This is a genomic window from Pusillimonas sp. ANT_WB101, from assembly GCF_008369125.1.
Taxonomy (GTDB): domain Bacteria; phylum Pseudomonadota; class Gammaproteobacteria; order Burkholderiales; family Burkholderiaceae_B; genus Allopusillimonas.
The window spans coordinates 1,371,838-1,394,263 of record NZ_VOAY01000001.1 but is presented as its reverse complement, the minus strand read 5'-3'; the positions used below and the strand labels follow the sequence as shown (position 1 = coordinate 1,394,263).

The 22,426-nt window shown below is 54.3% G+C and carries 16 protein-coding genes; 4 read left to right on the top strand and 12 right to left on the bottom strand.

All coding sequences use genetic code 11. The features are described 5' to 3' along the window. Positions 1–97: 97 nt before the first annotated feature. The 4 genes from coaBC to FQ179_RS06280 all read right to left on the bottom strand — a co-directional run bounded on the left by coaBC (position 98) and on the right by FQ179_RS06280 (position 6,030). A complete protein-coding gene (gene coaBC / locus FQ179_RS06295) occupies positions 98–1,309 on the bottom strand; it encodes a bifunctional phosphopantothenoylcysteine decarboxylase/phosphopantothenate--cysteine ligase CoaBC (protein WP_149396369.1) in 1,212 nt (403 codons plus the stop codon). Between the two features lie 111 nt (positions 1,310–1,420). Then, positions 1,421–1,957, bottom strand: coding sequence for a signal peptidase II (gene lspA / locus FQ179_RS06290; protein WP_255474912.1), 537 nt, complete (start codon positions 1,955–1,957; stop codon positions 1,421–1,423). Between the two features lie 256 nt (positions 1,958–2,213). Then, a complete protein-coding gene (gene ileS / locus FQ179_RS06285) occupies positions 2,214–5,072 on the bottom strand; it encodes an isoleucine--tRNA ligase (protein WP_149396367.1) in 2,859 nt (952 codons plus the stop codon). Further along, positions 5,062–6,030, bottom strand: a complete 969-nt coding sequence (locus FQ179_RS06280) for a bifunctional riboflavin kinase/FAD synthetase (protein WP_149396366.1) — start codon at positions 6,028–6,030, stop codon at positions 5,062–5,064. Before FQ179_RS06280 ends, ileS begins: the two co-directional genes overlap by 11 nt. 2 nt (positions 6,031–6,032) lie before the next feature. On the opposite strand from FQ179_RS06280, the gene purN reads away from it, so the two are divergent. The 4 genes from purN to FQ179_RS06260 all read left to right on the top strand — a co-directional run bounded on the left by purN (position 6,033) and on the right by FQ179_RS06260 (position 12,137). Continuing rightward, positions 6,033–6,764: a phosphoribosylglycinamide formyltransferase gene (gene purN / locus FQ179_RS06275; RefSeq protein WP_149396365.1), complete on the top strand. Its 732-nt coding sequence runs from the start codon at positions 6,033–6,035 to the stop codon at positions 6,762–6,764. Positions 6,765–6,941: 177 nt separating this feature from the next. Then, the gene (locus FQ179_RS06270; protein ID WP_370459855.1) at positions 6,942–8,276 is read left to right on the top strand and encodes an RsmB/NOP family class I SAM-dependent RNA methyltransferase; all 1,335 of its coding nucleotides are present in this window, start codon (positions 6,942–6,944) and stop codon (positions 8,274–8,276) included. A gap of 106 nt (positions 8,277–8,382) precedes the next feature. Beyond that, positions 8,383–9,594 (top strand): fatty acid desaturase, encoded by a 1,212-nt coding sequence (locus FQ179_RS06265; RefSeq protein WP_149396363.1) that lies wholly within the window; start codon positions 8,383–8,385, stop codon positions 9,592–9,594. Continuing rightward, complete coding sequence (locus FQ179_RS06260) at positions 9,591–12,137, top strand: UvrD-helicase domain-containing protein (protein WP_149396362.1); 2,547 nt, start codon at positions 9,591–9,593, stop codon at positions 12,135–12,137. Before FQ179_RS06265 ends, FQ179_RS06260 begins: the two co-directional genes overlap by 4 nt. A gap of 339 nt (positions 12,138–12,476) precedes the next feature. Here FQ179_RS06260 and FQ179_RS06255 read toward each other — a convergent pair whose 3' ends face one another. The 8 genes from FQ179_RS06255 to FQ179_RS06225 form a co-directional block, all read right to left on the bottom strand. Beyond that, on the bottom strand, positions 12,477–13,712 hold the full coding sequence (locus FQ179_RS06255) for an MFS transporter (RefSeq protein ID WP_223146201.1): 1,236 nt from the start codon (positions 13,710–13,712) through the stop codon (positions 12,477–12,479). 14 nt (positions 13,713–13,726) lie between these two features. Further along, a complete protein-coding gene (locus FQ179_RS06250; RefSeq protein WP_149396361.1) occupies positions 13,727–15,901 on the bottom strand; it encodes a TonB-dependent siderophore receptor in 2,175 nt (724 codons plus the stop codon). A 134-nt stretch (positions 15,902–16,035) separates the two neighbouring features. Continuing rightward, on the bottom strand, positions 16,036–16,536 hold the full coding sequence (locus tag FQ179_RS06245; RefSeq protein WP_188074518.1) for a (2Fe-2S)-binding protein: 501 nt from the start codon (positions 16,534–16,536) through the stop codon (positions 16,036–16,038). Further along, positions 16,529–16,810, bottom strand: coding sequence for a hypothetical protein (locus tag FQ179_RS22245; RefSeq protein ID WP_188074517.1), 282 nt, complete (start codon positions 16,808–16,810; stop codon positions 16,529–16,531). The genes FQ179_RS06245 and FQ179_RS22245 overlap by 8 nt, the downstream gene beginning before the upstream one ends. A 35-nt stretch (positions 16,811–16,845) precedes the next feature. After that, the gene (locus FQ179_RS06240) at positions 16,846–18,720 is read right to left on the bottom strand and encodes an IucA/IucC family siderophore biosynthesis protein (protein WP_149396359.1); all 1,875 of its coding nucleotides are present in this window, start codon (positions 18,718–18,720) and stop codon (positions 16,846–16,848) included. 14 nt (positions 18,721–18,734) lie between these two features. Continuing rightward, positions 18,735–19,331: a GNAT family N-acetyltransferase gene (locus FQ179_RS06235; protein WP_255474851.1), complete on the bottom strand. Its 597-nt coding sequence runs from the start codon at positions 19,329–19,331 to the stop codon at positions 18,735–18,737. Next, positions 19,321–20,568, bottom strand: coding sequence for an MFS transporter (locus FQ179_RS06230; RefSeq protein WP_149396357.1), 1,248 nt, complete (start codon positions 20,566–20,568; stop codon positions 19,321–19,323). Before FQ179_RS06230 ends, FQ179_RS06235 begins: the two co-directional genes overlap by 11 nt. Continuing rightward, positions 20,565–21,893, bottom strand: coding sequence for a lysine N(6)-hydroxylase/L-ornithine N(5)-oxygenase family protein (locus tag FQ179_RS06225; RefSeq protein WP_255474850.1), 1,329 nt, complete (start codon positions 21,891–21,893; stop codon positions 20,565–20,567). Before FQ179_RS06225 ends, FQ179_RS06230 begins: the two co-directional genes overlap by 4 nt. Between the last annotated feature and the right edge of the window lie 533 nt (positions 21,894–22,426).

Genomic DNA, 22,426 nt, shown 5'->3' with positions numbered 1-22,426 from the left:
TATTCCGAAGCCGAAACATGACAACCGGCACGGTTTGTGTGTTTACGTGAAGGGCAGGCGCGCAGGCAGCGTAAGCACTGGACTGCGCCTGCGTCCTTTATGTGTGGGCCTGGGGCTGAGGCAGACGCCTGGCAATTGCTTGCACCAGTGCGCGGGCAGCCTGAAGCTTGGGCTGCCGGGCAAGCGCATGCGCGCCGCTGTCATCAAACAGTACAAGCTCGGTGTCGTCAGCATTCATGGCGTCTTGCGCCAGGTTTCCGACCAGCAATGGCACGCCTTTACGTTTTCGCTTGGCGTCGGCATTTTCATGCAAGTTTTCGGTTTCGGCAGCAAACCCTACACACCACGGGCCCGGGCGTAGTGCGGCCACATCGGCAAGAATGTCGGGGTTGGCAGCAAATTGCAGTTCGGGCGCCTGCTTGTTGGCGTCTTTCTTCAGTTTTTGATCGCTGGGGTTAATAACACGCCAGTCGGCAACAGCAGCCACAGAAATGAACACATCGGCGCTCGCGGCTTCATTCATGACGGCAGCATGCATTTGTGCCGCACTTTCAACATTGATGCGCGTGGTGCCATAGGGAGGGGGCAGGGCGGTAGGACCAGAGATAAGCACCACGTCAGCACCGGCCTCGCGCGCCGCGCGGGCAATGGCATAACCCATTTTTCCGGAAGAGCGATTGGTAATCATGCGCACCGGGTCGATTTTTTCAGAGGTGGGGCCTGCCGTGATCAGCACGCGTTGCCCCGCTAGCTGCTTGGGCTGGAAGAATGCAATCAGCTCGGTCAGTAGCTCGTGCGATTCAATCATGCGACCACTGCCGACTTCGCCGCATGCCTGACTGCCTTCGGCTGGCCCAAGAACCACAACACCGTCCTCGGCCAGCTGGCGTACATTGCGCTGCGTGGCCGGGTGCAGCCACATTTCACGATTCATGGCGGGGGCGACCAGCAATGGGCAATTGCCTTTGGCGACGCAAAGCGTAGACAGCAGGTCGTCAGCATTGCCGTGGGCCAGCTTGGCCATAAAGTCAGTGCTGGCGGGTGCAATAAGAATGGCATCGGCGCCGCGCGTCAAATGAATGTGCGCCATATTGTCTGGCACGCGGTTGTCCCAGGCATTGACGAACACAGGGCGACCCGAAAGCGCCTGCATGGTAACCGGCGTAATAAACTGCGTGGCCGCATCCGTCATGACCACATCAATGGTTGCGCCTTCGTCGCGGGCGCGGCGTACAAATTCGGCCAGTTTGTAGCAGGCTATGCCGCCGGTCATGCCCAGCACGATGCGTTTATTGGCTAATTCAAGCATGGGTTCAGTCACCTCGGTCGTTAGTCATACGCATGTATAAACATGCGGGGAGCATGTGGTTGGCTGGCGAAACACTGGCTGTCACGCCATTTTTTCGTCGATGTCTTGCGCTCAGCCTTTGCTGGGATTGCGTCGCTGGCGGCGCATTCTGAGCAACTCATCCAATACCAGAAGAATAGCGCCTATGGTGATGGAAACGTCCGCAATATTAAACGCCGGAAAAAACCAGGTGTTCCAATAAAATAGCAAGAAATCAATAACATGGCCGTGCTGAATACGATCAATAACATTGCCTACCGCACCGCCCAGTATGCAGGCCAGGGCCGTGCAAAACAGAGGCTCGCCGACGCTGCGTCGCAATAAATGCAGGATGAGGCCGACAGCACCAATAGCAATTGCCGTAAAAAACCAGCGTTGCCAGCCATGACCATCGGCCAGAAAGCTGAACGCCGCACCGGTGTTGTACAACAACGTAAAGTCAAAGAAAGGCAATATATGCCAGCGTTCGCCAAACTGCAGGTTGCCATCAAACCATATTTTGGTGACCTGATCGAGCAGCACAATCAGCGCGGCCAGCACCAGCCAGCGCCAAAGGCGGTTCGTGCCAAGCGGTACAACCCCGGTTGCCTCAGGAGCAGCGGGCGAGATGCCCGCCTTACCCTCGTGCTGAGCAGCACTTACAGATGCACCAGCAACTGTGCCCGCGCGCGGCCCGCTCTTCACGGATGCACCGGCACTCGTACCCGTGTGCTGAGCAGCATTTATAGATGCGCCAGAACCCGTACCCTCGTGCTGACCAGACCTCACGGGTGCGCCCGTCCCGTGTGCAGTTGATGCAGGCCGCGAAGGCGGCGTACCGACCGCCTTGCCTGTGCTGTCGCGCAGTGGGCGCTGTTTACCGATGTCAGGCATAAGCGCGGATCTCGCCCTGGCCGAACAGGTTATCTACGCAGCGTCCGCACAATGCGGGGTGCTCAGGGTCACGGCCCACATCGTGGCGGTGATGCCAGCAACGCTCACATTTGGGCGCTTCAGTGGCGGCTACTTCAATGCGTGGTTGCTCTTCTGCTGCGTCAGACGCGTCGGACGCATGCAAGGTGGCACGCGAAACAATCAATACAAAGCGCAAATCATCTTCAAGGCTTTGCAGCAGTGCGTAGTCTTGGCCGCTGGCATAGATGTCGACTTCGGCATCCAGCGACGAACCAATGGTACCCGTACTTCGCACGGCCTCAATATTGCGCATGGCTTCTGCACGAATGTCGCGCAATCTGGCCCATTTCTCACTGAGTTGTGCGGCGTCGGCCTGTTCCGGAATTTGATGATACAGCTCGGTAAAAATGGTGAGCAGGCCATCATGATTTGGGTGCAGATCCTTCCAGGCTTCTTCTGCGGTGAAGGACAGAATGGGTGCCATCAGCTTGAGCAGTGCATGTGTGACATGGTAGATGGCTGTTTGGGCAGAGCGACGGGCAACACTGGAAGCGCCTGCTGTGTACAAGCGATCTTTGAGCACATCAAGGTAAAACGCACCCAGGTCTTCAGAGCAGAAAATCTGCAGGCGAGCGACAGCTGGGTGAAACTCATAGCGTTTGTAATGCTCAAGCAGCTCTTCTTGCATGGTGGCCGTCATGGCCAGCGCATAACGGTCTATCTCAAACATGTGTTCCACAGCGACGGCGTCTTTTTCTACGTCGAAGTCGGCCAGATTACCCAGCAGAAACTTAAGCGTATTGCGAATACGACGGTAGCCTTCAACCACTCGCTTCAGGATTTCGTCTGAAATCGACAACTCGCCAGAGTAATCTGTGGCGGCGGCCCAGAGCCGTAGAATTTCAGCACCCAGCGTATCCGACACTTTTTGTGGCGCCACAACGTTGCCTACCGACTTGCTCATCTTGCGGCCCTTGCCATCAACCACAAACCCATGCGTCAGCAAGGCCTTGTAAGGCGGGCGACCGTACATCATGCAACTGGTCAGCAGCGAAGAATGGAACCAGCCTCGATGCTGGTCTGACCCTTCCAGGTACAAATCAGCTGGCCACGCCAAGTCGTGGACGTGCGAGCCATTGAGCTCGCCGTCTTTGCCGCCCAGCACATGCGCGTGCGTGGTGCCTGAGTCAAACCACACATCAAGTGTGTCGCGGTTTTTTTCATACATGGCGGCTTCTTCACCCAGCAGTTCCGCCGGATCAAGTGATTGCCACGCTTCAATGCCTTGTTTTTCGACGCGTAATGCCACTTGTTCAAGCAGCTCAACCGTGCGCGGGTGCAGTTCGCCCGTTTCCTTATGAACGAAAAATGCCATGGGCACGCCCCATTGGCGCTGGCGGGAGAGCGTCCAGTCTGGGCGGTTGGCAATCATGGAATGCAGACGGGCGCGGCCCCAGGCCGGGTAAAACGTGGTGTTTTCAATGCCTTCAAGTGCGGTTTCGCGCAGTGAACGGCCAGACGCTGGGATCACGTCCATACCTGCAAACCACTGGCTGGTGGCGCGATAGATAATGGGTGTTTTATGGCGCCAGCAATGCATGTAGCTGTGCGAAACATCTTCGGTAAGCAGCAGGCTGCCGGCCAGTTTGAGCGCCTCGATGATGAGGGGGTTGGCCTTCCAGATGTTAAGGCCACCGAACAGCGGCAGGCTTTCGGCATAGCGACCATTGCCCGTTACCGGGTTGATGATGTCCGTGTCGGCCAGACCGTGTGCTTTACATGACACAAAGTCTTCAACACCGTAGGCAGGGGCCGAGTGCACCACGCCAGTACCCGTATCGAGCGTAACGTAATCACCCAGATACACCGGCGACATGCGGCGATAGCCTTCGTCCGCTTGCCATAGTGGGTGTTTAAATTCGAGCCCTGCCAGCGCCTCACCTTTGGCTGTGGCAACGATTTGGCCTGACAAACCCCATTGCTGCAGGCAGCTTTCCACCAGGTCAGCCGCAAGAATAAGCATGGGCCCGGTGGAGCGGGGCGTATCTAGCCTGACCAGAGCGTAATCGAACTCTGGGTGCATGTTGAGCGCCTGGTTGGCCGGTATGGTCCAGGGCGTGGTGGTCCAGATAACGACGGCGCCATCATCAACCGCATCAAGGCCAAAGGCCTGCGCGATTTTGTCTTTGTCGCCAAAGCCAAAGGCAGTATGAATAGATGGGTCTTTGCGGTCGGCGTACTCAACCTCGGCCTCGGCCAATGCCGAGCCGCAGTCAAAACACCAGTTAACCGGCTTTAGCCCTCGAAACACATACCCTTTTTCCATGATGCGGGCAAGCGCACGAAGCTCGTTGGCTTCGTTGCTGAAGTTCATGGTTAAGTAAGGGTTGTCCCAGTCGGCCAGTACGCCCAGCCGTTTAAAGTCTTCGCGCTGGCGGTCGATTTGCTCAAGCGCATAGGCACGCGCCTTGGCCTGTACTTCAGCCACAGGCAGGTGCTTGCCGTATTTTTTCTCGATCTGGATCTCGATGGGCATGCCGTGGCAGTCCCAGCCGGGCACATACACGGCGTTATAGCCTGCCATATTGCGACTTTTGACGATAATGTCTTTCAGCACCTTGTTGACGGCATGGCCGATATGGATATCGCCATTGGCATAAGGAGGGCCGTCATGCAGTATGAACTTGGGGCGCCCCTCGCTGGCCTGTCGAATGGCCGCGTAGACCTTTTTTTCTTCCCACTCTGCGACCCAGCCGGGTTCACGTTTGGCGAGATTCCCACGCATGGGGAACGGGGTGTCAGGCAAATTCAGGGTGTTTCTATAGTCCATGGGAGCCGGCAAAGTAATCGCGAGCGCGCTGCGCATCGGTGTTGATGGCAGCCGTCATTGTGGGAAGGTCGGGAAATTTTTCTTCGTCCCGCAGAAAATCGAGGAACTCAATACGTGTGAGTTTACCGTAAGCATCTACCTGGCAGTCGAGCAAGTGCGTTTCAAGCATAAGTCGCCCGCCATCTTGTACAGTGGGTCGCACCCCCAGGCTGGCGACGCCGGGAAGTGGCTCGGGGCCCAGCCCGTGGGCACGCACCACGTATATGCCCGACCGCAGCGCACATCGCGGCGGAACGCGCAGGTTGAGCGTAGGAAAGCCCAGCGTACGTCCAAGCTTTTGCCCGTGAATAACATGCCCGCTAATACAGTAGCGGTGACCAAGCAGGTGTTGGGCGAGTTCAAGATTGCCCACGGCAAGCGCCACCCGCAGTTCAGAGCTTGAAATGCGCCGACCCATATCGTCGGCGACGTCGGCAATGGTCTCTACCTCGAATCCAAAGCGTTGACCAAACTGCCGCAGCATGTCGATGTCGCCGCTGCGTTTGTGGCCATAGCGAAAATCCTCACCTACCAGCAGCCAGCGCGTTGCCAGGCCTTTTACCAGCAGCTCTTCAATAAACGCCTCCGGCGACATGTCAGCCAGGGCTTGATCAAAGCGTTCGAGTACCACCTGGCTAATGCGGTGTTGCGCCAGCGCTTCAATTTTGCCGCGCAAGCTGCTGATCTGTGTAGGGATAAGTTCGGGACGCTGGCCGCGGTGTGCAAAATAGGCCCGCGGGTGCGGCTCAAAGGTCATGACCGTAGGCGCGAGTTCGCGCCTGACGGCCTCGTCGTGCACGCGCTGCAAGATAGACTGGTGTCCGCGATGGACGCCGTCAAAGTTGCCGATTGTCACGGCGCTAGGGCGCTGTGTATCGAAGCGAGGAAGGTTGCGGTAAATGGTCAGATTATTTTTCACAGATGAGAGTTTACAATTTTGCGATCATCTACTCAGGAATTATCCTCTTGCACCCACAAAACACCCCGGGCTGCCGCCTTGTCATCCTCATTTCGGGGCGCGGCTCAAACATGCAGACCATAGTTGAAACCGTACGCCAGCAAGGCCTGGCGGCTCAGGTGTGTGCCGTTATTGCCAACAAGGCTGACGCGGCGGGGCTGGCCTGGGCCCGCGAGCAGGGCATCGCAACCGACGTCGTTCCGCACCGCGAATACGCCAGCCGCGAAGCCTTCGATGCCGCGCTGGCCCAGTCCATAGAGGCTTACCAGCCTCATTATGTGTTGCTCGCCGGGTTTATGCGCGTACTCACGCCTGGCTTTGTTGAGCGATTCAATGGCCGGCTTATCAATATTCACCCTTCGCTGTTGCCGTCATTTCCGGGCCTGCATACTCATCAGCAGGCTCTGGCGCTAGGCGTGCAGTGGCACGGTTGCACTATGCACTTTGTCACCCCTGTGCTCGACCACGGCCCCATTATTGCGCAAGGCATTGTGCCGGTGCAGGCAAACGACACGCCTGACGATCTTTCAGCCCGACTTCTGCTGGTTGAACACCGACTTTACGCAGACGTGGTACGCTGGCTGGCTGAGGAGCGTGTTTCGCTCGATGCCATGCAGCGCGTACAAGTGCGCGGCATCGCCAGCCGCTCCTTTGTCCTCACGCCTGTCGGCGTTGTCTCGTCGGAACAGCTTTAAATCATGAATAAATCAAATACTCCCGGGCGTAGTGCTGCGGGCACCCGTCCGGCGCAAGCCAGACGGCAAGCAGGCCGCACAACCGACGAAGAGCGTCGGGCAAGTCGCCCTCAAAAAACGGCACGACGCCCCGAACGCCGTGGTGATAGTGCCGAAGAAGTAAAAGGGCCATACGTCATGGCTGCAGTGCGTATCGACCAGGTACAAAGCGTACTGGGCGAAGTGCTGCAATGGGAATACCCCGCTGATGCCGTGCTTTCGCACTGGTTTCGCGGCCATCCCAAGCTCGGCATGCGTGATCGTGCCGAAGTGGCCAACGGTGTTTTTGATGTACTGCGTCACCTGCGCCGCTATCGCAACTTTGCTGAAAGCGGTACCGGGCCTGCCGCCCGTCGTCTTGCCATATTAGGTTTGGCATCGGTGTTTCACCGCACCGTGCTCGACACCGGGCTGAGCGAGCAAGAGCAGCACTGGCTCTCGCACGTACACAATATTGACGTTGCCAGCTTGCCACGCGTCGTGCGCGACAGCATCCCTGACTGGCTCGAAGAGCGCCTTGCAGCGCTTGACGCGCCTGACAGCCTCATCCAGGCCTTGAATCAATCTGCGCCGCTCGACATCCGCATTAACCCCATGCGTACCGACCGTGACACAGTGCTCAAAGAATTGCGTGACGGCCCGGCCGCGCGCAATGACCCTGAGCCCACGCCGTACTCACCCTGGGGTATTCGCTTGCAGGGCAGGCCACCACTGAATCGCTGGCCTATGTTTGAGAAAGGCCTTATTGAGGTGCAGGACGAAGGCAGCCAAATTTTGACAGCGCTCATGGCGCCCAAGCGCGGTGAGATGGTTATTGATTTTTGCGCAGGTGCAGGCGGCAAAACACTGTTGTTGGGCGCACTGATGCGCTCAACCGGCCGTCTGTATGCCTTCGATGTGTCGGCCGCCCGTCTGGCGCGTGCCAAGCCACGTTTTGCACGCAGCGGGCTGTCTAATATCGTGCCGGTTGTCATCAACGCAGAAAACGACCAGCGCGTTAAACGCTTGCGTGGCAAGGCCCACCGTGTTCTGGTGGACGCCCCATGCAGCGGCTTGGGTACATTGCGGCGCAACCCCGACCTCAAATGGCGCCAGCACCCTGGCTCACTTGATGCACTCAAGCAAACACAAGCCAATATTTTGCGCCAGGCTGCACGCTTGGTAGCACCTGGCGGGCGCCTGGTTTATGGCACCTGCAGTATCCTGCCCGAAGAAAACGAAGACCAGGTTGCGCTGTTTCTGGCCGAAAACCCCGAGTTCACACAGATCGATGCAGGCAAAATTGTAGCCGAACGTTGCAAAAATCTGACAGATCAAGGACTTAACCTGAAAATGCGTCCTGACGTGCATGGCACCGATGGCTTCTTTGCTGCCGTCTTCGAGAGGGCCAAACCCGCAAAACCGGCGACTGCAGAGCCGCTCGAAGAGGTGGTTGCAGAGTCGCCCACAGAGCCAGAAATTGACATAAATTAAGCCCGTATTTTGATATGTATTAAGTCTGGGTTGAAACTTATCTGTATTTGCACGTCTAACTCAGCTAAACTTGCTTAACACATTACTAGGCCTTATAGAAAGGGTTATGGAACAAATCTTAAATTTCCTGTCGGGCGGCTTTCTTCATCTGACATGGTGGCAGGTCGCTCTGGTGACGCTTGTGCTCACCCACATCACTATCATTGGCGTAACGGTGTTTTTGCACCGCAGCCAGGCGCATAGGGGGCTAGACCTGCATCCTGCAGTCATGCATTTCTTCCGCTTCTGGCTTTGGATGACCACCGGTATGGTCACCAAAGAGTGGGTTGCCATACACCGCAAGCACCACGCCAAGGTAGAGCGCGAGGGCGATCCTCACTCACCCGTCGTATTCGGGCTGGGTAAGGTTTTCTTCCGTGGCGCAGAGCTGTACCGCCTCGAGGCAAACAACCCCGAAACGCTCAAGCGCTTTGGTCACGGCACCCCCGATGACTGGATGGAGCGCAACGTCTACACCAAGCACAGCCTGCTCGGCGTGCTGATCATGCTGGGTATTGACCTTGCATTGTTCGGCGTACTGGGCCTTACGGTCTGGGCCGTTCAAATGGCTTGGATCCCGTTTTGGGCAGCGGGCGTTGTCAACGGCGTGGGTCATGCCTTTGGCTACCGCAACTTCGCAAGCCCCGACACCAGCACCAACGTATCGCCCTGGGGCATCATTATTGGTGGTGAAGAGCTGCACAACAACCATCACGCCTATGGCACCTCGGCCAAGTTCTCGACCAAATGGTACGAGTTCGATCTGGGTTGGGCTTACATTACGGTGCTAAGTGCTTTGGGTCTGGCCACGGTCAAAAAGCGGGCACCCAAGCTCAAGCTTGAACCCGCCAACCAGGCTGCTGATGTCAATGCAAGCACGTTGCAGGGTGTTATCACCCATCGCTATGAAATTCTGGCACGCTACGGCGACATCGTTCGCCATGCCGTCACCGAAGAGCTGGCCAAGCTAAAGCACACCCCTGAAGCCGAGTCCAACTCCAATTGGCTCTCGCTCAAGCGTTGCCGCACCTGGTTGTCACGCAGCGAAGAAGTGCTCGAGCCTGAACAGCTTGCCGAGGTTGATTCCGTACTGGCACAAAACCAGTCACTGTCCACACTGGTGCAAATGCGCCGTGATCTGGCCCGTGTATGGGAAAGCTCCAGCGCCAGCAGCGAGCAGCTTCTTGCTGATCTTCAAGCCTGGTGCCAGCGTGCCCAGCAAAGCGGTATAGAAAGCCTTGAGCAGTTTGCTTACCGGTTGCGCCGCTACGCGGCATGATCGAAAGCCTTAACCCCGAACAAAAAGCCGCTGTAACACTCCCCCCGCAGCACGCGCTGGTACTCGCCGGCGCTGGCAGCGGGAAAACACGGGTGCTAACCACCCGTATGGCCTGGCTAATGCAAACCGGGCAGGCCAGCCCCTTCGGGCTTATGGCGGTTACCTTTACCAATAAGTCGGCGCGTGAAATGCTCACGCGCCTTTCTGCGTTGTTGCCCATCAACACACGTGGCATGTGGGTAGGTACCTTTCACGGTCTTTGCAATCGCTTGCTTCGCGCCCATTACCGCGATGCCGGCCTGGTGCAAACGTTTCAGATTCTCGACAGTGCCGACCAACTGGCCTCCATCAAACGCCTTATCAAAGGGGCGGGTATTGATGATGACAAGTTTCCGCCACGCGACGTGCAGCGGTTCATCAATAGCGCCAAAGAAGAAGGCTTAAGGCCTGCATCCGTTGAGGCCTGGGACGCCTATCGGCGCCGCATGGTCGAGATCTACACGCTATACCAAGAGCAGTGTGAACGAGAGGGCGTGGTTGATTTCGCAGAGTTGTTATTGCGCGCTTACGAACTGCTGCAACGCAACGCGCCCGTGCGTGAGCATTACCAGCGCCGCTTCCGGCACATACTGGTAGACGAGTTTCAAGACACCAACTCATTGCAGTATCGCTGGCTAACGCTGCTGGCCGGCGGTGGCGCGGCCATTTTTGCCGTGGGTGATGATGACCAATCCATCTATGCCTTCCGGGGTGCCAACGTTGGCAATATGGCAGATTTTGAGCGTGATTTTGCTCATGGTAATGTCATACGGCTAGAGCAAAACTACCGTTCGTACGGCCATATTCTTGATTCGGCCAACGCGCTTATTGCACACAATACGTCGCGGCTGGGTAAAAATCTGTGGACCGAACACGGTGCAGGCGAGCCCGTGCGCGTTATCGAGCAGCCATCAGACCAGATCGAAGCGCAGTGGGTGGTCGATGAAATCAAGGCACTGATCAACGACGGGCGCTTACGACGCGAAGTTGCCGTGCTGTATCGCAGTAACGCCCAGTCGCGCATCATCGAGCATCACCTGTTTTCCTCAGGCATTCCTTACAAGGTGTACGGTGGCCTGCGCTTTTTTGAGCGGCAAGAAGTCAAGCACGTGCTGGCTTATTTGCGGCTTATGAATAACCCCTACGACGATACGGCGTGGTTGCGTGTCGTCAATTTTCCCACCCGCGGCATTGGCGCGCGCACGCTTGAGCAGCTTGGTGATATTGCACGTCAGCAAAACTCCAGCCTGTTCAGGGCAGTTCCAGCCATGTCGGGCAAGGGCGGCACCAACCTCATGCGCTTTGCAGAGCTTATCCAGCAAATGGCGCATGAAGCACAAATTCTGTCACTGCCCGAGTTGGTCGAGCATGTTGTTCATCATAGCGGGCTGCTTGCACATTACCAGGGCGAGCGCGAAGGCGCCGAGCGTCTTGAAAACATGCAAGAGCTGGTCAATGCCGCTGCGGCGTTTGCTGCCGAAGAAAATTTCGAAGGGCTGCCCGCAGGGCGTATTCCAGAAATGCCCGTTCCTACGGCGCAAACTGGCGCGGCCAATGCGGGTCAGCCACAGGCTGATAATCAACCTGCTGCGGAAAATGCCAGCCATGAAGCCGCGTCGGGCGAAGAACTTCGTTCTAGTGTCTCCGTCCAGGGCGAAAGTGATCTTCCAGCAGCAACTGCGTCGATTGATAACGAAAACGCTGTGTCGGCATCAATGCGGCAGGCTCAGAGCGAAAGCAACGAATCAGGGCCGATTTCATCCGCCGACACCGCAGCCGGCGAGTCCGGCTCGATGCGCTCCATTGATATAGAAACCGGCGAGATAGAAGGCGGCCCCATGTCGCCACTGGCGGCGTTTCTTACTCATGCCTCGCTTGAGGCGGGCGACAACCAGGCCCAGGCAGGCCAAGACGCAGTTCAATTAATGACAGTGCATGCAGCCAAGGGGCTGGAGTTTGACTCGGTGTTTATCACCGGGGTCGAAGACGGCCTCTTTCCCCATGAAAACAGCCTGCTGGAATCTGCCGGCCTTGAAGAAGAACGTCGCCTCATGTACGTGGCCATTACACGCGCACGCGAACGTCTTTACCTTACGCTGGCGCAAAGCCGCATGCTGCATGGCCAAACCCGTTACGCCATGCGTTCCCGTTTTCTCGACGAAATCCCCGAAGAGCACCTAAAGTGGCTCACCCCCAAAGAAGGGCGTGTGGTACCGCAACAGCATAGCTGGAGTGGCGCATTTCGCCGTGGCGGCGATGCCTACAATCGTCCGGGTACAGGCAGTGCCGCACCACGCGCGCCGCGCACCCAGTCAAACGGTGTCACCGTGGGTGATCGCGTCTACCGCATAGGCACGGGCGTAAAACACCCCAAATTCGGCGAGGGTACGGTAATCAGCCTGAGCGGCTCGGGTCAGGACGCACAGGCACAGATTCAATTTCGCGATGCCGGCATGAAAACCTTGGCCTTGGGCGTGGCCAAGCTTGAGATCTTGATGCATTAATAGCTGCGACGCCTATCTGTGCAAAGGCCTTGCTTAAATAGCCTGGCATGGGCGAAGCAAGATGGACGGACGGCAAGCAAGCCGTTCGCCCCGCTAAGCTCTGTTACCGGTACTTTGGCATACCCAGTTCAGTGCGTGGATTATCCTGTTAGCGGCGAGTCTATGAATTGAGCATGCCGGTGTCAGGTCGGCCGCTGCAATAAGACGGCAGTAGTTGTGTTCACAGTCAACTACTGCATCACATCCGCTTCAATCTCTTCCAGTGCTTCCTGGAGCTCCAGCCATTGTTCTTCGAGTTCGCCCAGGCGCCTTGTGGTCTACAGCTGCTGTTGGAAGGCGCTAGTTTTGAATCCCATGAGCGTTTGGGAAAACTCTCACAGCAGAAATCGTCCCTATGGCCACAAACGAAATTAATAAGATGGCGCCATAAAATGTGGTGTAGCCCAGATGGTGGGCTATAAACCCAGCCACTATTCCGCCTATCATGCTGAAGAGCCCGTCGGCGCACTGAAAGAGTGTGAAATCGACACCTGCTTGCGCGTTATTGGACCATCGCATGAAGCTTGAATAAAGAGCGACATAGCCGAATGCCATAACACCGGAAGAGCTTAGGATGCCAAGTAGCAAAACGATGCTGCTAAAAGGCTTATCCAAGACAGACAGTATCAGCAAGCCCGTAAATAGAGAAGCTTGCAATACGATTGCGAGGACGAGCACAAATTTAACGCCAGTTAAACGCACCATCGCCCCACCGAGCAGCGCAGCGAACGAGCCAATGAACATGCTCCCGGCTCCCGTGAGAGTGCCGATAGTTTTTAAATCAAGACCATAATCGACCATGAACGGCCCGATCATAGCGACGCCCCACTTCAGGGCAGCAGTGAAAATACCGGTAATTAATAATCCGAGTTGAACTTCGCGTCTCTTCAGGGCATTCATCAAGGATGGCTGTATCGAAGGTGTCGCTGGCGCAGCCTTAGAGGTGTGTATGAAGTTGAACGGTAATCCAAGACCAACGACAATTGCGGCCATTATCAGCACCGAGAACGTCCAGCCGCACTCAGCCGCTATCAACAGAAATGCACCAGCACCTATTGCTGAACCGATGTAGGCCCCGCCGACCTGAGCGGCATTGCCCCAGCCGTGATGTTCGGGTCTAAGGTTTTCCACCATGTACCCGTCGCAAGCAATGTCGACGGTTGACGCTATGAGGGCGATGAAAAGCAGTATGGAGACCGTCGTGCCTGTTATGGCAGGACCATGGACGGCAAGCGCTACGAGTCCTAAAGAGCAAAGAGTACTGCCCATAAGCGTGATGGACTTCGTTCCATTGTTCCCGACGCCAAGATGTCTGAACCGCTCAACATAAGGCGACCAGAGAAATTTCAGGAACCACGGTATAAGGGTGAGATGGAGCAGACCGATCTGATCGAGAGGCAAACCCTGGTTGCGCAAGACAGCAGGCAGGCCGAGCATCGTCAGCCCGCCAATGACGCTTTGCGCTATGTATAGCGCGCAGACTGCCAGAAGGATGGCGCTCGGTGCAGATGCGCCGTCGTACAAAGAGCGTTGCACGAGAGCGTATAAGCCTAGAATTGCATGGTGGCGGTCAGGCTTACGCTGCGAGGATCACTTGCTTTGACATAGTCCGCGTGTTGGTAGGCCCAGTATCGTTTGTTCGTGATGTTTTTCACTGCCAAACGAAATGTCGTGTCGTAGCCATTGACAGCGGTATCATAGCTGACACCAACATTGAGAGCGGAATAGCCACCTAACTCCACGTCATTGCTTGGCCGCAACATGGTGCTGCTGGTGTACTTCGCATTGGCCCAAAGCTTAAGACCTGGAACCGCTGGTACCCGATATGAAACCTGAGTCGTGGCAACGAGTTTTGGTGCACCTACAACACGGTTTCCAATATTAGTAGCCCCTTTCTTATAGGTCGCATCCAGCCACATTACATTGCCGCCTACATCCCAATTAGGGCCAAATCGCACTGAGGCTCCTAGTTCTGCGCCTTGGTATACCGATAGACCATCCTGTACGAATTCGTTGGTGGCGTTTGGATACTCCGCCTTTTTTTCAAGACGAAATAACGCCGCCGTCGCCGCCCAACGTTCTTGCAGATACTTAATGCCAATTTCGTATTGCTGGCTTTTGAGTGGGGCTAGCTGCGCACCGTAATTGACATAACTGGATCCAACTGAGGTGCCTTGTTCTAGTGATTCCATATAACTTGCATACACCATAGCCTGCGGTGTGGTCTTGTACATCAATGCCACCGTTGGCGTCAGCACGCCTCTTTTGTCGTAAGACGATGTCCTGGCGCCGCCAGGACTGAAGGCTATCTGGTCGTAGTTGGTATAGCGCAGCCCGCCCAATAGTGACCACTGGTTAGACAGCTGTACCGTGTCGCTGGCAAAAACTGCCTGTTGGGTAATTTCAGCACCGCGGAACATGCCCAGGCTATTCATAGTTCCGACGCTTCGATATGTATTGGTATTTTGCGTCCACAGAGACCCGTTGCCTACCTGCTGATAGAAACCGTTGCCTGCGTAATCATTTCTCTGTTTTTGCCAAGACGCGCCTACTACAATATCGTGCCTGAGTGCCCCAGTCTGGGAGCGTCCTTGCAACATGGCTTGCCAATAGTTGAACTGATAAGCCTCGCCATAATCGGAGCGGATGTCGTTGTAATTGCCGCGCGCATCCGTAATCTGTATTACCTCCTCATTGCGTCGCGTTTTGGTAGATGATTGGCTGTAACTGGCGCCAAGGGTCCAGTTAGGTGATATCTGATGTTTCAGTCCCGTGGAATAAAAACGGAATGCGTTGTTGAGATGCGTGCCATCACCTACGAATCGTCCATTTTTGTTATGCACTGCCGACGGTAAATTAAGTCCAGTCAACAATCCGGTGTAGATTGTCGGTTCAATGTCTGATGCTTTGAAGTCCTGATAAATACCTTGGAAATCCCAAATCAGACGGTCGGTCAAGCGCGCATCCAGCGCCAGCGAAACAGCGTTTCGGTTGATGTCACCGTCGGTGTATAGATCCCCCTGCTGGTGCATGGCATTGAGTCGATATCCGAAGCGGTTGTTATCGCCCACGCGACCACTCAGATCTGCATGTTCACGCCAGAGAGTTTTTGAATCGTACCCAATGCTTAAGTCCCGAATAGGTTCTTCGGTAGGTTTTTTCGACACATAGTTAACCAAGCCGCCGGGCGAGCCGAAACCATACATGAAGCCCGTTGCGCCTTTGAGAAGATCAATTTGTTCAAAGTGCTCATACGGTAACGTGGTGGCATAGCTCATGAACGGTTTTCCATCGATACGGAAGGAGTTTTGCCAGTCTAGCGGCAGCCCGCGCACACTGAGGTAGCTAGCCCAAGCGCCATAGGCAGCGCTGTTGTCGGACACCGAGGCATCTGCCATGAACACATCCCCCAACGTGTTGACGTGACGCTCTTTGATGTCGGCATTGGTGGCTACGAACGACGAGAACGGTGTTTCAAGCTTGCTGCGTATGCCCAGTGCGCCACTTTGAACTGGAGATAGGGCATTGCGCAATGGGTCATTTACGCGGTCGCCGGTTATCGAAACTTGCGGCAACTGGAATGGAGCTTTGGTCGTAGGGGTGACTGCTTGCGCATGTGCTGAATGTTCTGCGCCGAAGCCCGTGAGAATAATTGTAGCCAGCGGCGTTAGGATTCTTGGTGGTGCTTTCCTTCCCGGTTTTAATTTCTTTGCTGTCAGAGCCATTTCGTTCCCTTTTTAGATTTTCGCGATCAATTTAAATATCTAATAAGAATTAAAATGAGGTGTAATTGCATCTATGTCGATAAGTTCTCCTTAGCTCATTTATTTCGATGCGTGCCACAGATGCAACAGAGTAGTTAGCGTGTTTCTGCGAGTGTGCGAGTGATACGTTCCTTATGGGTCAACTTGGGACAGCTCGCACATTTGTCACCATCACGGCGACGAAAATGATGGCAGCAAATGGTTCTATTCAGCATAAGCGCCGAATTTCCCCACGCATCCTCGTAAATCAATAAACCACAACCATTGGTTATACCTATGCCGTCCAACCACCGATCTGCCCACGCCCGGATCAAGTTGGTGTCCGCGTGCGTATAGCGACCCGCCAGTAGCAAGGCAGCCAGTACGCATTCGGCCAAGGTGGCGTCAACGGTTTTGTTCTTCAGGTTCAGCATAGATTGCATGGCGTCACGCATCTGGCTACAAAAATGCGCAATCTCAGTGGCACCAAATGTAATACGGTCGGTCAGCAGCCCGGGTAGTGGGTTGTGAGAAGGCAGCCACAGGCCATGAGTAAAGCCGTCTTTGTCTGACCAGCTTTGCCATGCGCCGTTTAGTTTTGGAACTTGATTATCCAAGTGCGCTGTTAACACGCATAGATACACAGGTTGCCATATGGCTAAGCCCCAGCAGCGCATCGCCAGGTAGTGCGGGCCAGCCTCGGGGTATGCACGCCCAGAAGTCACACATCGCGCATAGACCCGGATCACCCAGTTCGGTCGTTAGCCCTAAGCCGCTTGGAGTCGGTAGCGGAAATCGAAGGCCGGGCAAGACCTGATCCACGCGCACCAACAAGCGGTCCAGTTCAGTGCGGATCCGCCACGATTCGATGGGTGGCGAAAGTAAAGGCATTTTTGCGCACTCAGGGACTTGTGCCATCAGGTTGGCTACTCTGCGATAGGCACATCGCTGTGCTGCATGACTGATTTGGTGCGGAAGCGGGCGATAGGGTTACGCAAATTGCCTGCTATTTTTAGATTGGCGGCCGGGTCTGCTAGGTTGACCATTTGCAGATTGTTGCTTAACTGTAAGCGGTTCAGGCAAGAGTGCAAGAATTCTGGTGCAAACATGTCATATTCAGCGAATTTATTGGTGTCCTCGGGGTGTGACGCTTGGTATTCAGTCACACAGTCCGCCACGGACTTCCAGAATGTATCTTCGTCGCAGCACAGGTTGTCCACGAGAATTTGATTGACATATCTCAGCACGCCATCGAACACATCGATAAAGATAGCTAGTAACTTTAGTTCGTTCGGCACGTCCACGGCCAAGCGTTTAACTAGGTCCGGCATGTGTGCACGGGCCTCAATGTTCAGCACTGCAGATTCCTCGGCGATATCCTTCATGATGACGCGTACCGGCACGCAGTTCTTCATGACGAGAATGAGGTTCTCGCCATGTGGCATGAAAACCAAATTGTGACGATAGAAACAATGGAGTAGCGGCATTAAATAAGCACGTAAGTAGAAGCGCAGCCAAGTTTGCACGTCGAGCCCGGAGCGCCGGATAAGCTCTGGTAATAGTGCTACGCGTTGCTGATCCACATGGAGCAGAGCCGCCATAGTCATAAGTTTTTCACCAGAGCGCAGACGGGTTAGTGGATTCTCGCGCCAAAGCGCTGAGTACATTTTTTTATACGGCGAGTCGGCTGCGATTGCGTCCTCATAGTAGTAATTGCGAAACCCCAGCGATGCAACTTCTTGCAGTATGCTAAAGCCGTTATTGCGCAGATATTCGTCATCTTTGATCACACCGTTGATGTAATGGTTAATGGCTGGCGTGCCGGACATGTAGTAGGGGGACAACCCACGCATAAAGCCCATGTTTAGGATGGACAGCGAAGTTTTTACGTACCGTTTGCTGTGGTCGCTGACGTTGAAGAAAGTGCGAATGGATTGTTGGGCGAGGTATTCGTCCTGGCCGTAGTCCAAGCAGATGATTTTTCTTGTGGATACGTATGGCGCGAATGCGATGGAAAGTTTGTTGTGCCACTGCCATGGGTGGGCAGGCATGAAGTAATAGTTTGCTGGATCGCATTGAAGATCACGCACGATCTTGGAGAAACGCACTACAGTGTCGGTACCCAACTCCTCTCGCATCAAACGATCATAGGTCAGATCTGCCAAACTGGCGAAAGTCGCATTATCCCTGTGCACAGCTAACCAGATCAGTCGCACTGGCATACCGACTTCGGGCGCATAAACGCGGTAATCTATTGCGCTGAAACCTAGTCGACCATTATTAGCCACGAAGCTGGGATGGCCCTCGATCATCGCCGTTTCGATGCGCTGGAAATCCTCATTCTGAGCCAGTTCGGCTGCGGTAGGTGAATCGGCTTTCGTCAACTTGTACGCCGCGCTATACAGCGTACTGCTGATTTCGTCCAGATAAATAGGTAAAAATTCATCCTTAATGGCCAGCCGCGCGCGCACATCAATGACAAATTGCAGAGCGTCTAACGGCAGCATCTGTCCGTCGCGTTCTCGGATAATCGAGTCCAGTTTGATATGCCAGTGGCGCAGTTCCAATATTTGAGCAGAGAAAGTGTACGTAGTGCGTTCGTCATCACTCTTAACTTGATAGAGGTTGAGCCCTTCACCTTTCGATTCTTGGAGGACTGGTGTCAAGATCAGCTCGTGCGAATACTCTGATAACGCCTTGCGCACCAGTTGACGATTGCTGGCGGCCCAGATTTCGGGTGTCAAGTGAGTGACCGCCAGTTTAGGCTGTTGAGATAAACGGACCAAAGTAGCGGGATCCATGAATGACCTCCCTCCTATGTGGCTTGTATCGCTTGCTCGAACTGCTCGCGCGTACAGAATGCCAGGCTGGCGATCTTCTCTTCAAAGATTACGTTACGTTCATAGGAGAATCCCATGCGCCGATTCAGAATATGAATCTTGTGATTGTTGACATCAGGTTCGACTACGATGCGTTGTGCTCCCAGATGCTGAAACATGAAGCGCATCAACGCCTGGAACGCTAAGTGGGTATATCCACGCACAGGTTTGGTAGTTGGTCCTATTAAAAAATGCATACCAAGGTCACCAGGTTGTGGTTCGTAGTGTTGACCGATGCGATCGAGAAATGGGTCATAGCATTCGGCCATAAAGGCGGGTTGGCCATGACGCAGTTCCAAATAAGCTTTGGCGTGCCCTGAATCCGTCATTGTTTGATAGATCGTTGCAATTTCCTCTCGCGTTTTGTTCTGCATCTGCCAGAACGCTGCATAATCGCGGGTGAGCCAATCATGCAGCAAGGCAATATCCTGTGGGACTTGTAGCAGACGAAAGGCGAAACCCGAATTGTCTAGATATAAATATTTGCTCTCGCTGCGGCAATGCACAGTTGACAAAGATGATTCAGCGGACACGAACACAAGCCTCCAATTCGGTAGTTGGTGCTGGGTGATCAGCTCCATCTATATGCCCAGCGCTGGGAACCTTGAGAATTAATCGGTCTAACACGGCTGTCAGAACAAAAGCCAACGCGCCCACCAGAAAAGGCATGTACAGGCCAAAGCTGTCAACAATTGCACCGGCGGCGAAGGACGCCAGAAGAGTGCCTAGATTCTGGAAGAAATTTGTCACAGCGTAGTCCCGCGCATAACGCTCCGGCGTGCTGAGACGAAATAAATTAACTTCCAGTTTTACGATGATATGAAAAATGGCCCAACCGTAAACGCATCGGCCGACGACGACTAGGGTTGGGTTTGGTGCAGCTTGCAGTAAAAAACCGGCGATACCAAGCAGCAGGTTTCCCAATCTGTGGTCAGGTAGTCTGCCAAAACGTTTGTGCGCCCATGTGTGGACGCATAATGCGGTGATGGCCATGGCACCGGGTATGGCAAACACGACGCCTGATGTTAACTCTGATTCATAGCCAGTAAGCGCTTGCCAATGTGTGGAGAAAAATGGGCGTATTACGAAGCAACCGAAGTCAAATATGAGCATGACCAGCGCTAACCGTAAAATTGGCAGGTGTACGCGCCACGCGTCGAGTTTGAATAGCGGGGAAATGGTTTCAGTACCGTCGGAATCTTGCTGCGATTTAAATCGTACGATCTTGCTACTGTGTATCAGGTGTGCGCAAACGGTCATCTGAAAGAAGTCACCGGCCACCATGGCCATGATGCTAGCGGTTGGGCCCCATATTTGCAGCACGGAGCCGCCCACTACTGCACCGCAAACTGCCCCAAAATGCACCACTACCGAAAGAGTGCCTATGACTTGGGCATGATTTTTTTTGAGGGTGAGCCGCATCAGATATGGGTACATCAGAAGATAGCTGCTCTTGCAAATGAACATCAGCATAGACAGCATCCAGTACCAAGTCACGTTGGGCGCCCAGTTACTGAGTAGGCCGAATGTACCAGCACTCAGTTGCGTCCATATAAGTAAGTGCAAGAGCTCGATGCGTCGCGCGATGCGTGCCCAAAAGGGCAACGCGCTCATGACTGCAATTGAGATTGCGGCCACGTACGCACCTACATGCATGGCGCTATCCGTTCCGAATCGCAATTCGAAGAACTGCGGATAGAAAGGAATTAGGATCGCATCGCTCATGACTCCAGATGTCGTCATGATAATGATAAAAATTTTGAGATTCATGCATGCTCCGGTAGACGCATGAATTGCTCGCAATTAGGCACGGCGAAGTCCTGCAGAGCGATACGCTCCTCAATCTTGTAATGCTCTACACCCGTCAACGCGCGGATAATGCACGAGTTGCGGTAGCAGTTCATTCCCAAGTCTGGATCGGCTATTCCATGGGTGTGCAAGCCTGCGTTCTGAACGAAGATCTCGTCACCATTTATGTCTACTGAGTAATTACGTGACAGTTGATATCGACCGTGCTGGTCCCATAGGATCCGTTCTCGTATACCGGAGATGAAGGGCGGGATACGCTGGCTGTAGCCCGTCGCAAAAAGCACCACACCTGTCCGGTGTGTATAACGAATGTGGTAATCCATTTGCTCGAACTCCAGCTCATACTCGTCGAGCTCGGCGCTGTATCGGCAAGCCTGTACTTCGCAGTTTGCGATTAGGTGCGTGCGTAGGTTTTCCAGGCGCTGGCAATCGTCAAGAAGATCGTAGATCTGATTGACTAGTCGCGCATTTATCCCTTTGTACAGACTGTGTTGCGTACTAATGAGTTCATTTTTCGTGGCATCAGGCAAATTGAAGAAATAGTCGATATAGTCCGGCGAGGCCATTTCCAGTGTGAGCTTGGTATTCTCCAACTGGAAGAATCGAGGTGAGCGGGTGATCCACGTCAATGCATAGTTGTAATCACCGCGTGACTTCAACAGGTCGTAGAAGATTTCTGCTGCGCTTTGCCCGCTCCCAATAATGGTGATCGACTCGTGCCGCAGTAGACGAGGCCTGTGAGTAATGTAATCGGCTGAGTGTAAGTACCGATGGTGGGGGTCGCAGCAGCAGGGCGGAAACGTCGGCACAGATCCCACGCCCAACACTAATTTGCGGGACTGGACCACAAATGCATCACTCCTAGGGCCACACGTGCCTGTGACGACATAGTGTCGGCTCTGTTCGTCGTAGCTGATATTGTGCACTTCATGGCTAAACCGAATGCTGCTTAGCCGTGTAATAGCCCATTTGCAGTACCTGTCGTACTCGGCGCGTGTCAGATAGAGGTTCTCACGTATATAGTACGAATAGATCTTTCCTTCCTGCTTGCAGTAGTTCAGAAAGCTGTACGGACTCCTCGGGTCAGCTAGGCTAACCAGGTCTGCCAGAAAAGGGTTCTGTAAGGTTGTATTGTCGATCAGCATACCGGGATGCCACTCGAATGATGTGTTGCGCTCCAGGAATATGCCTTCCAAGCCATCTATCGGTTCAACCAGGCAGGCAAGGCTGAGATTGAATGGCCCTAAGCCTATAGCAATGAAGTCGTAAACATCCGGATTCTTCACTTTGATTCTCCAAACGTTCCGTGTTTTCAGGCATCCCAGTGTCTCTATGATCGATAATGAGACTTGTTCGCAATAATAAAAAAAACTATTATTTTGGTCAAGGAAAAATACTGAACGAAGTTGCAGTGATCGCAGTCGCACCATTGCCGGCGACATTTAGCGTCGAAGGAACTTGAAGAGTTGTACTAGATCTTTGCGAATTGAATCGAATTTGGTTGCTCGTGAACTACACTGCCAGCGTGTTTTTGATCGTTTATTTTATGATTGCTGCGCCAACTCGCTTGATTGCTTCAGACTGAGCATGCGGCGACGTGCTTTTGCTCATCTCGCTTATAGCGGCCGCTGAGTCGGTCCCGCTCTCGGGCCGAGGGTAGGTTCTGGACAGTCTGTTTAAAGCCTATAACAGCTCTCCCATCTTTATTCAGACTACTGCATCACAGCCGCTTCAATCTCTTCCAGCGTTTCCTGAAGCTCAAGCCACTATTCTTCGAGCTCGCCCAGCTGGCTTGTGCGCTACAACGCTTGTTGGAAGG

Coding starts and splice junctions, on each gene's coding strand:
- FQ179_RS06240 (WP_149396359.1), bottom strand. CDS start 18,720: ATGGATCCCGCTACTTTGGTCCGTTTATCTCAACAGCCTAAACTGGCG.
- FQ179_RS06260 (WP_149396362.1), top strand. CDS start 9,591: ATGATCGAAAGCCTTAACCCCGAACAAAAAGCCGCTGTAACACTCCCC.
- FQ179_RS06270 (WP_370459855.1), top strand. CDS start 6,942: ATGGCTGCAGTGCGTATCGACCAGGTACAAAGCGTACTGGGCGAAGTG.
- FQ179_RS06230 (WP_149396357.1), bottom strand. CDS start 20,568: ATGAATCTCAAAATTTTTATCATTATCATGACGACATCTGGAGTCATG.
- FQ179_RS06265 (WP_149396363.1), top strand. CDS start 8,383: ATGGAACAAATCTTAAATTTCCTGTCGGGCGGCTTTCTTCATCTGACA.
- purN (WP_149396365.1), top strand. CDS start 6,033: ATGAGAGTTTACAATTTTGCGATCATCTACTCAGGAATTATCCTCTTG.
- FQ179_RS06250 (WP_149396361.1), bottom strand. CDS start 15,901: ATGGCTCTGACAGCAAAGAAATTAAAACCGGGAAGGAAAGCACCACCA.
- FQ179_RS22245 (WP_188074517.1), bottom strand. CDS start 16,810: ATGCCTTTACTTTCGCCACCCATCGAATCGTGGCGGATCCGCACTGAA.
- ileS (WP_149396367.1), bottom strand. CDS start 5,072: ATGGACTATAGAAACACCCTGAATTTGCCTGACACCCCGTTCCCCATG.
- coaBC (WP_149396369.1), bottom strand. CDS start 1,309: ATGCTTGAATTAGCCAATAAACGCATCGTGCTGGGCATGACCGGCGGC.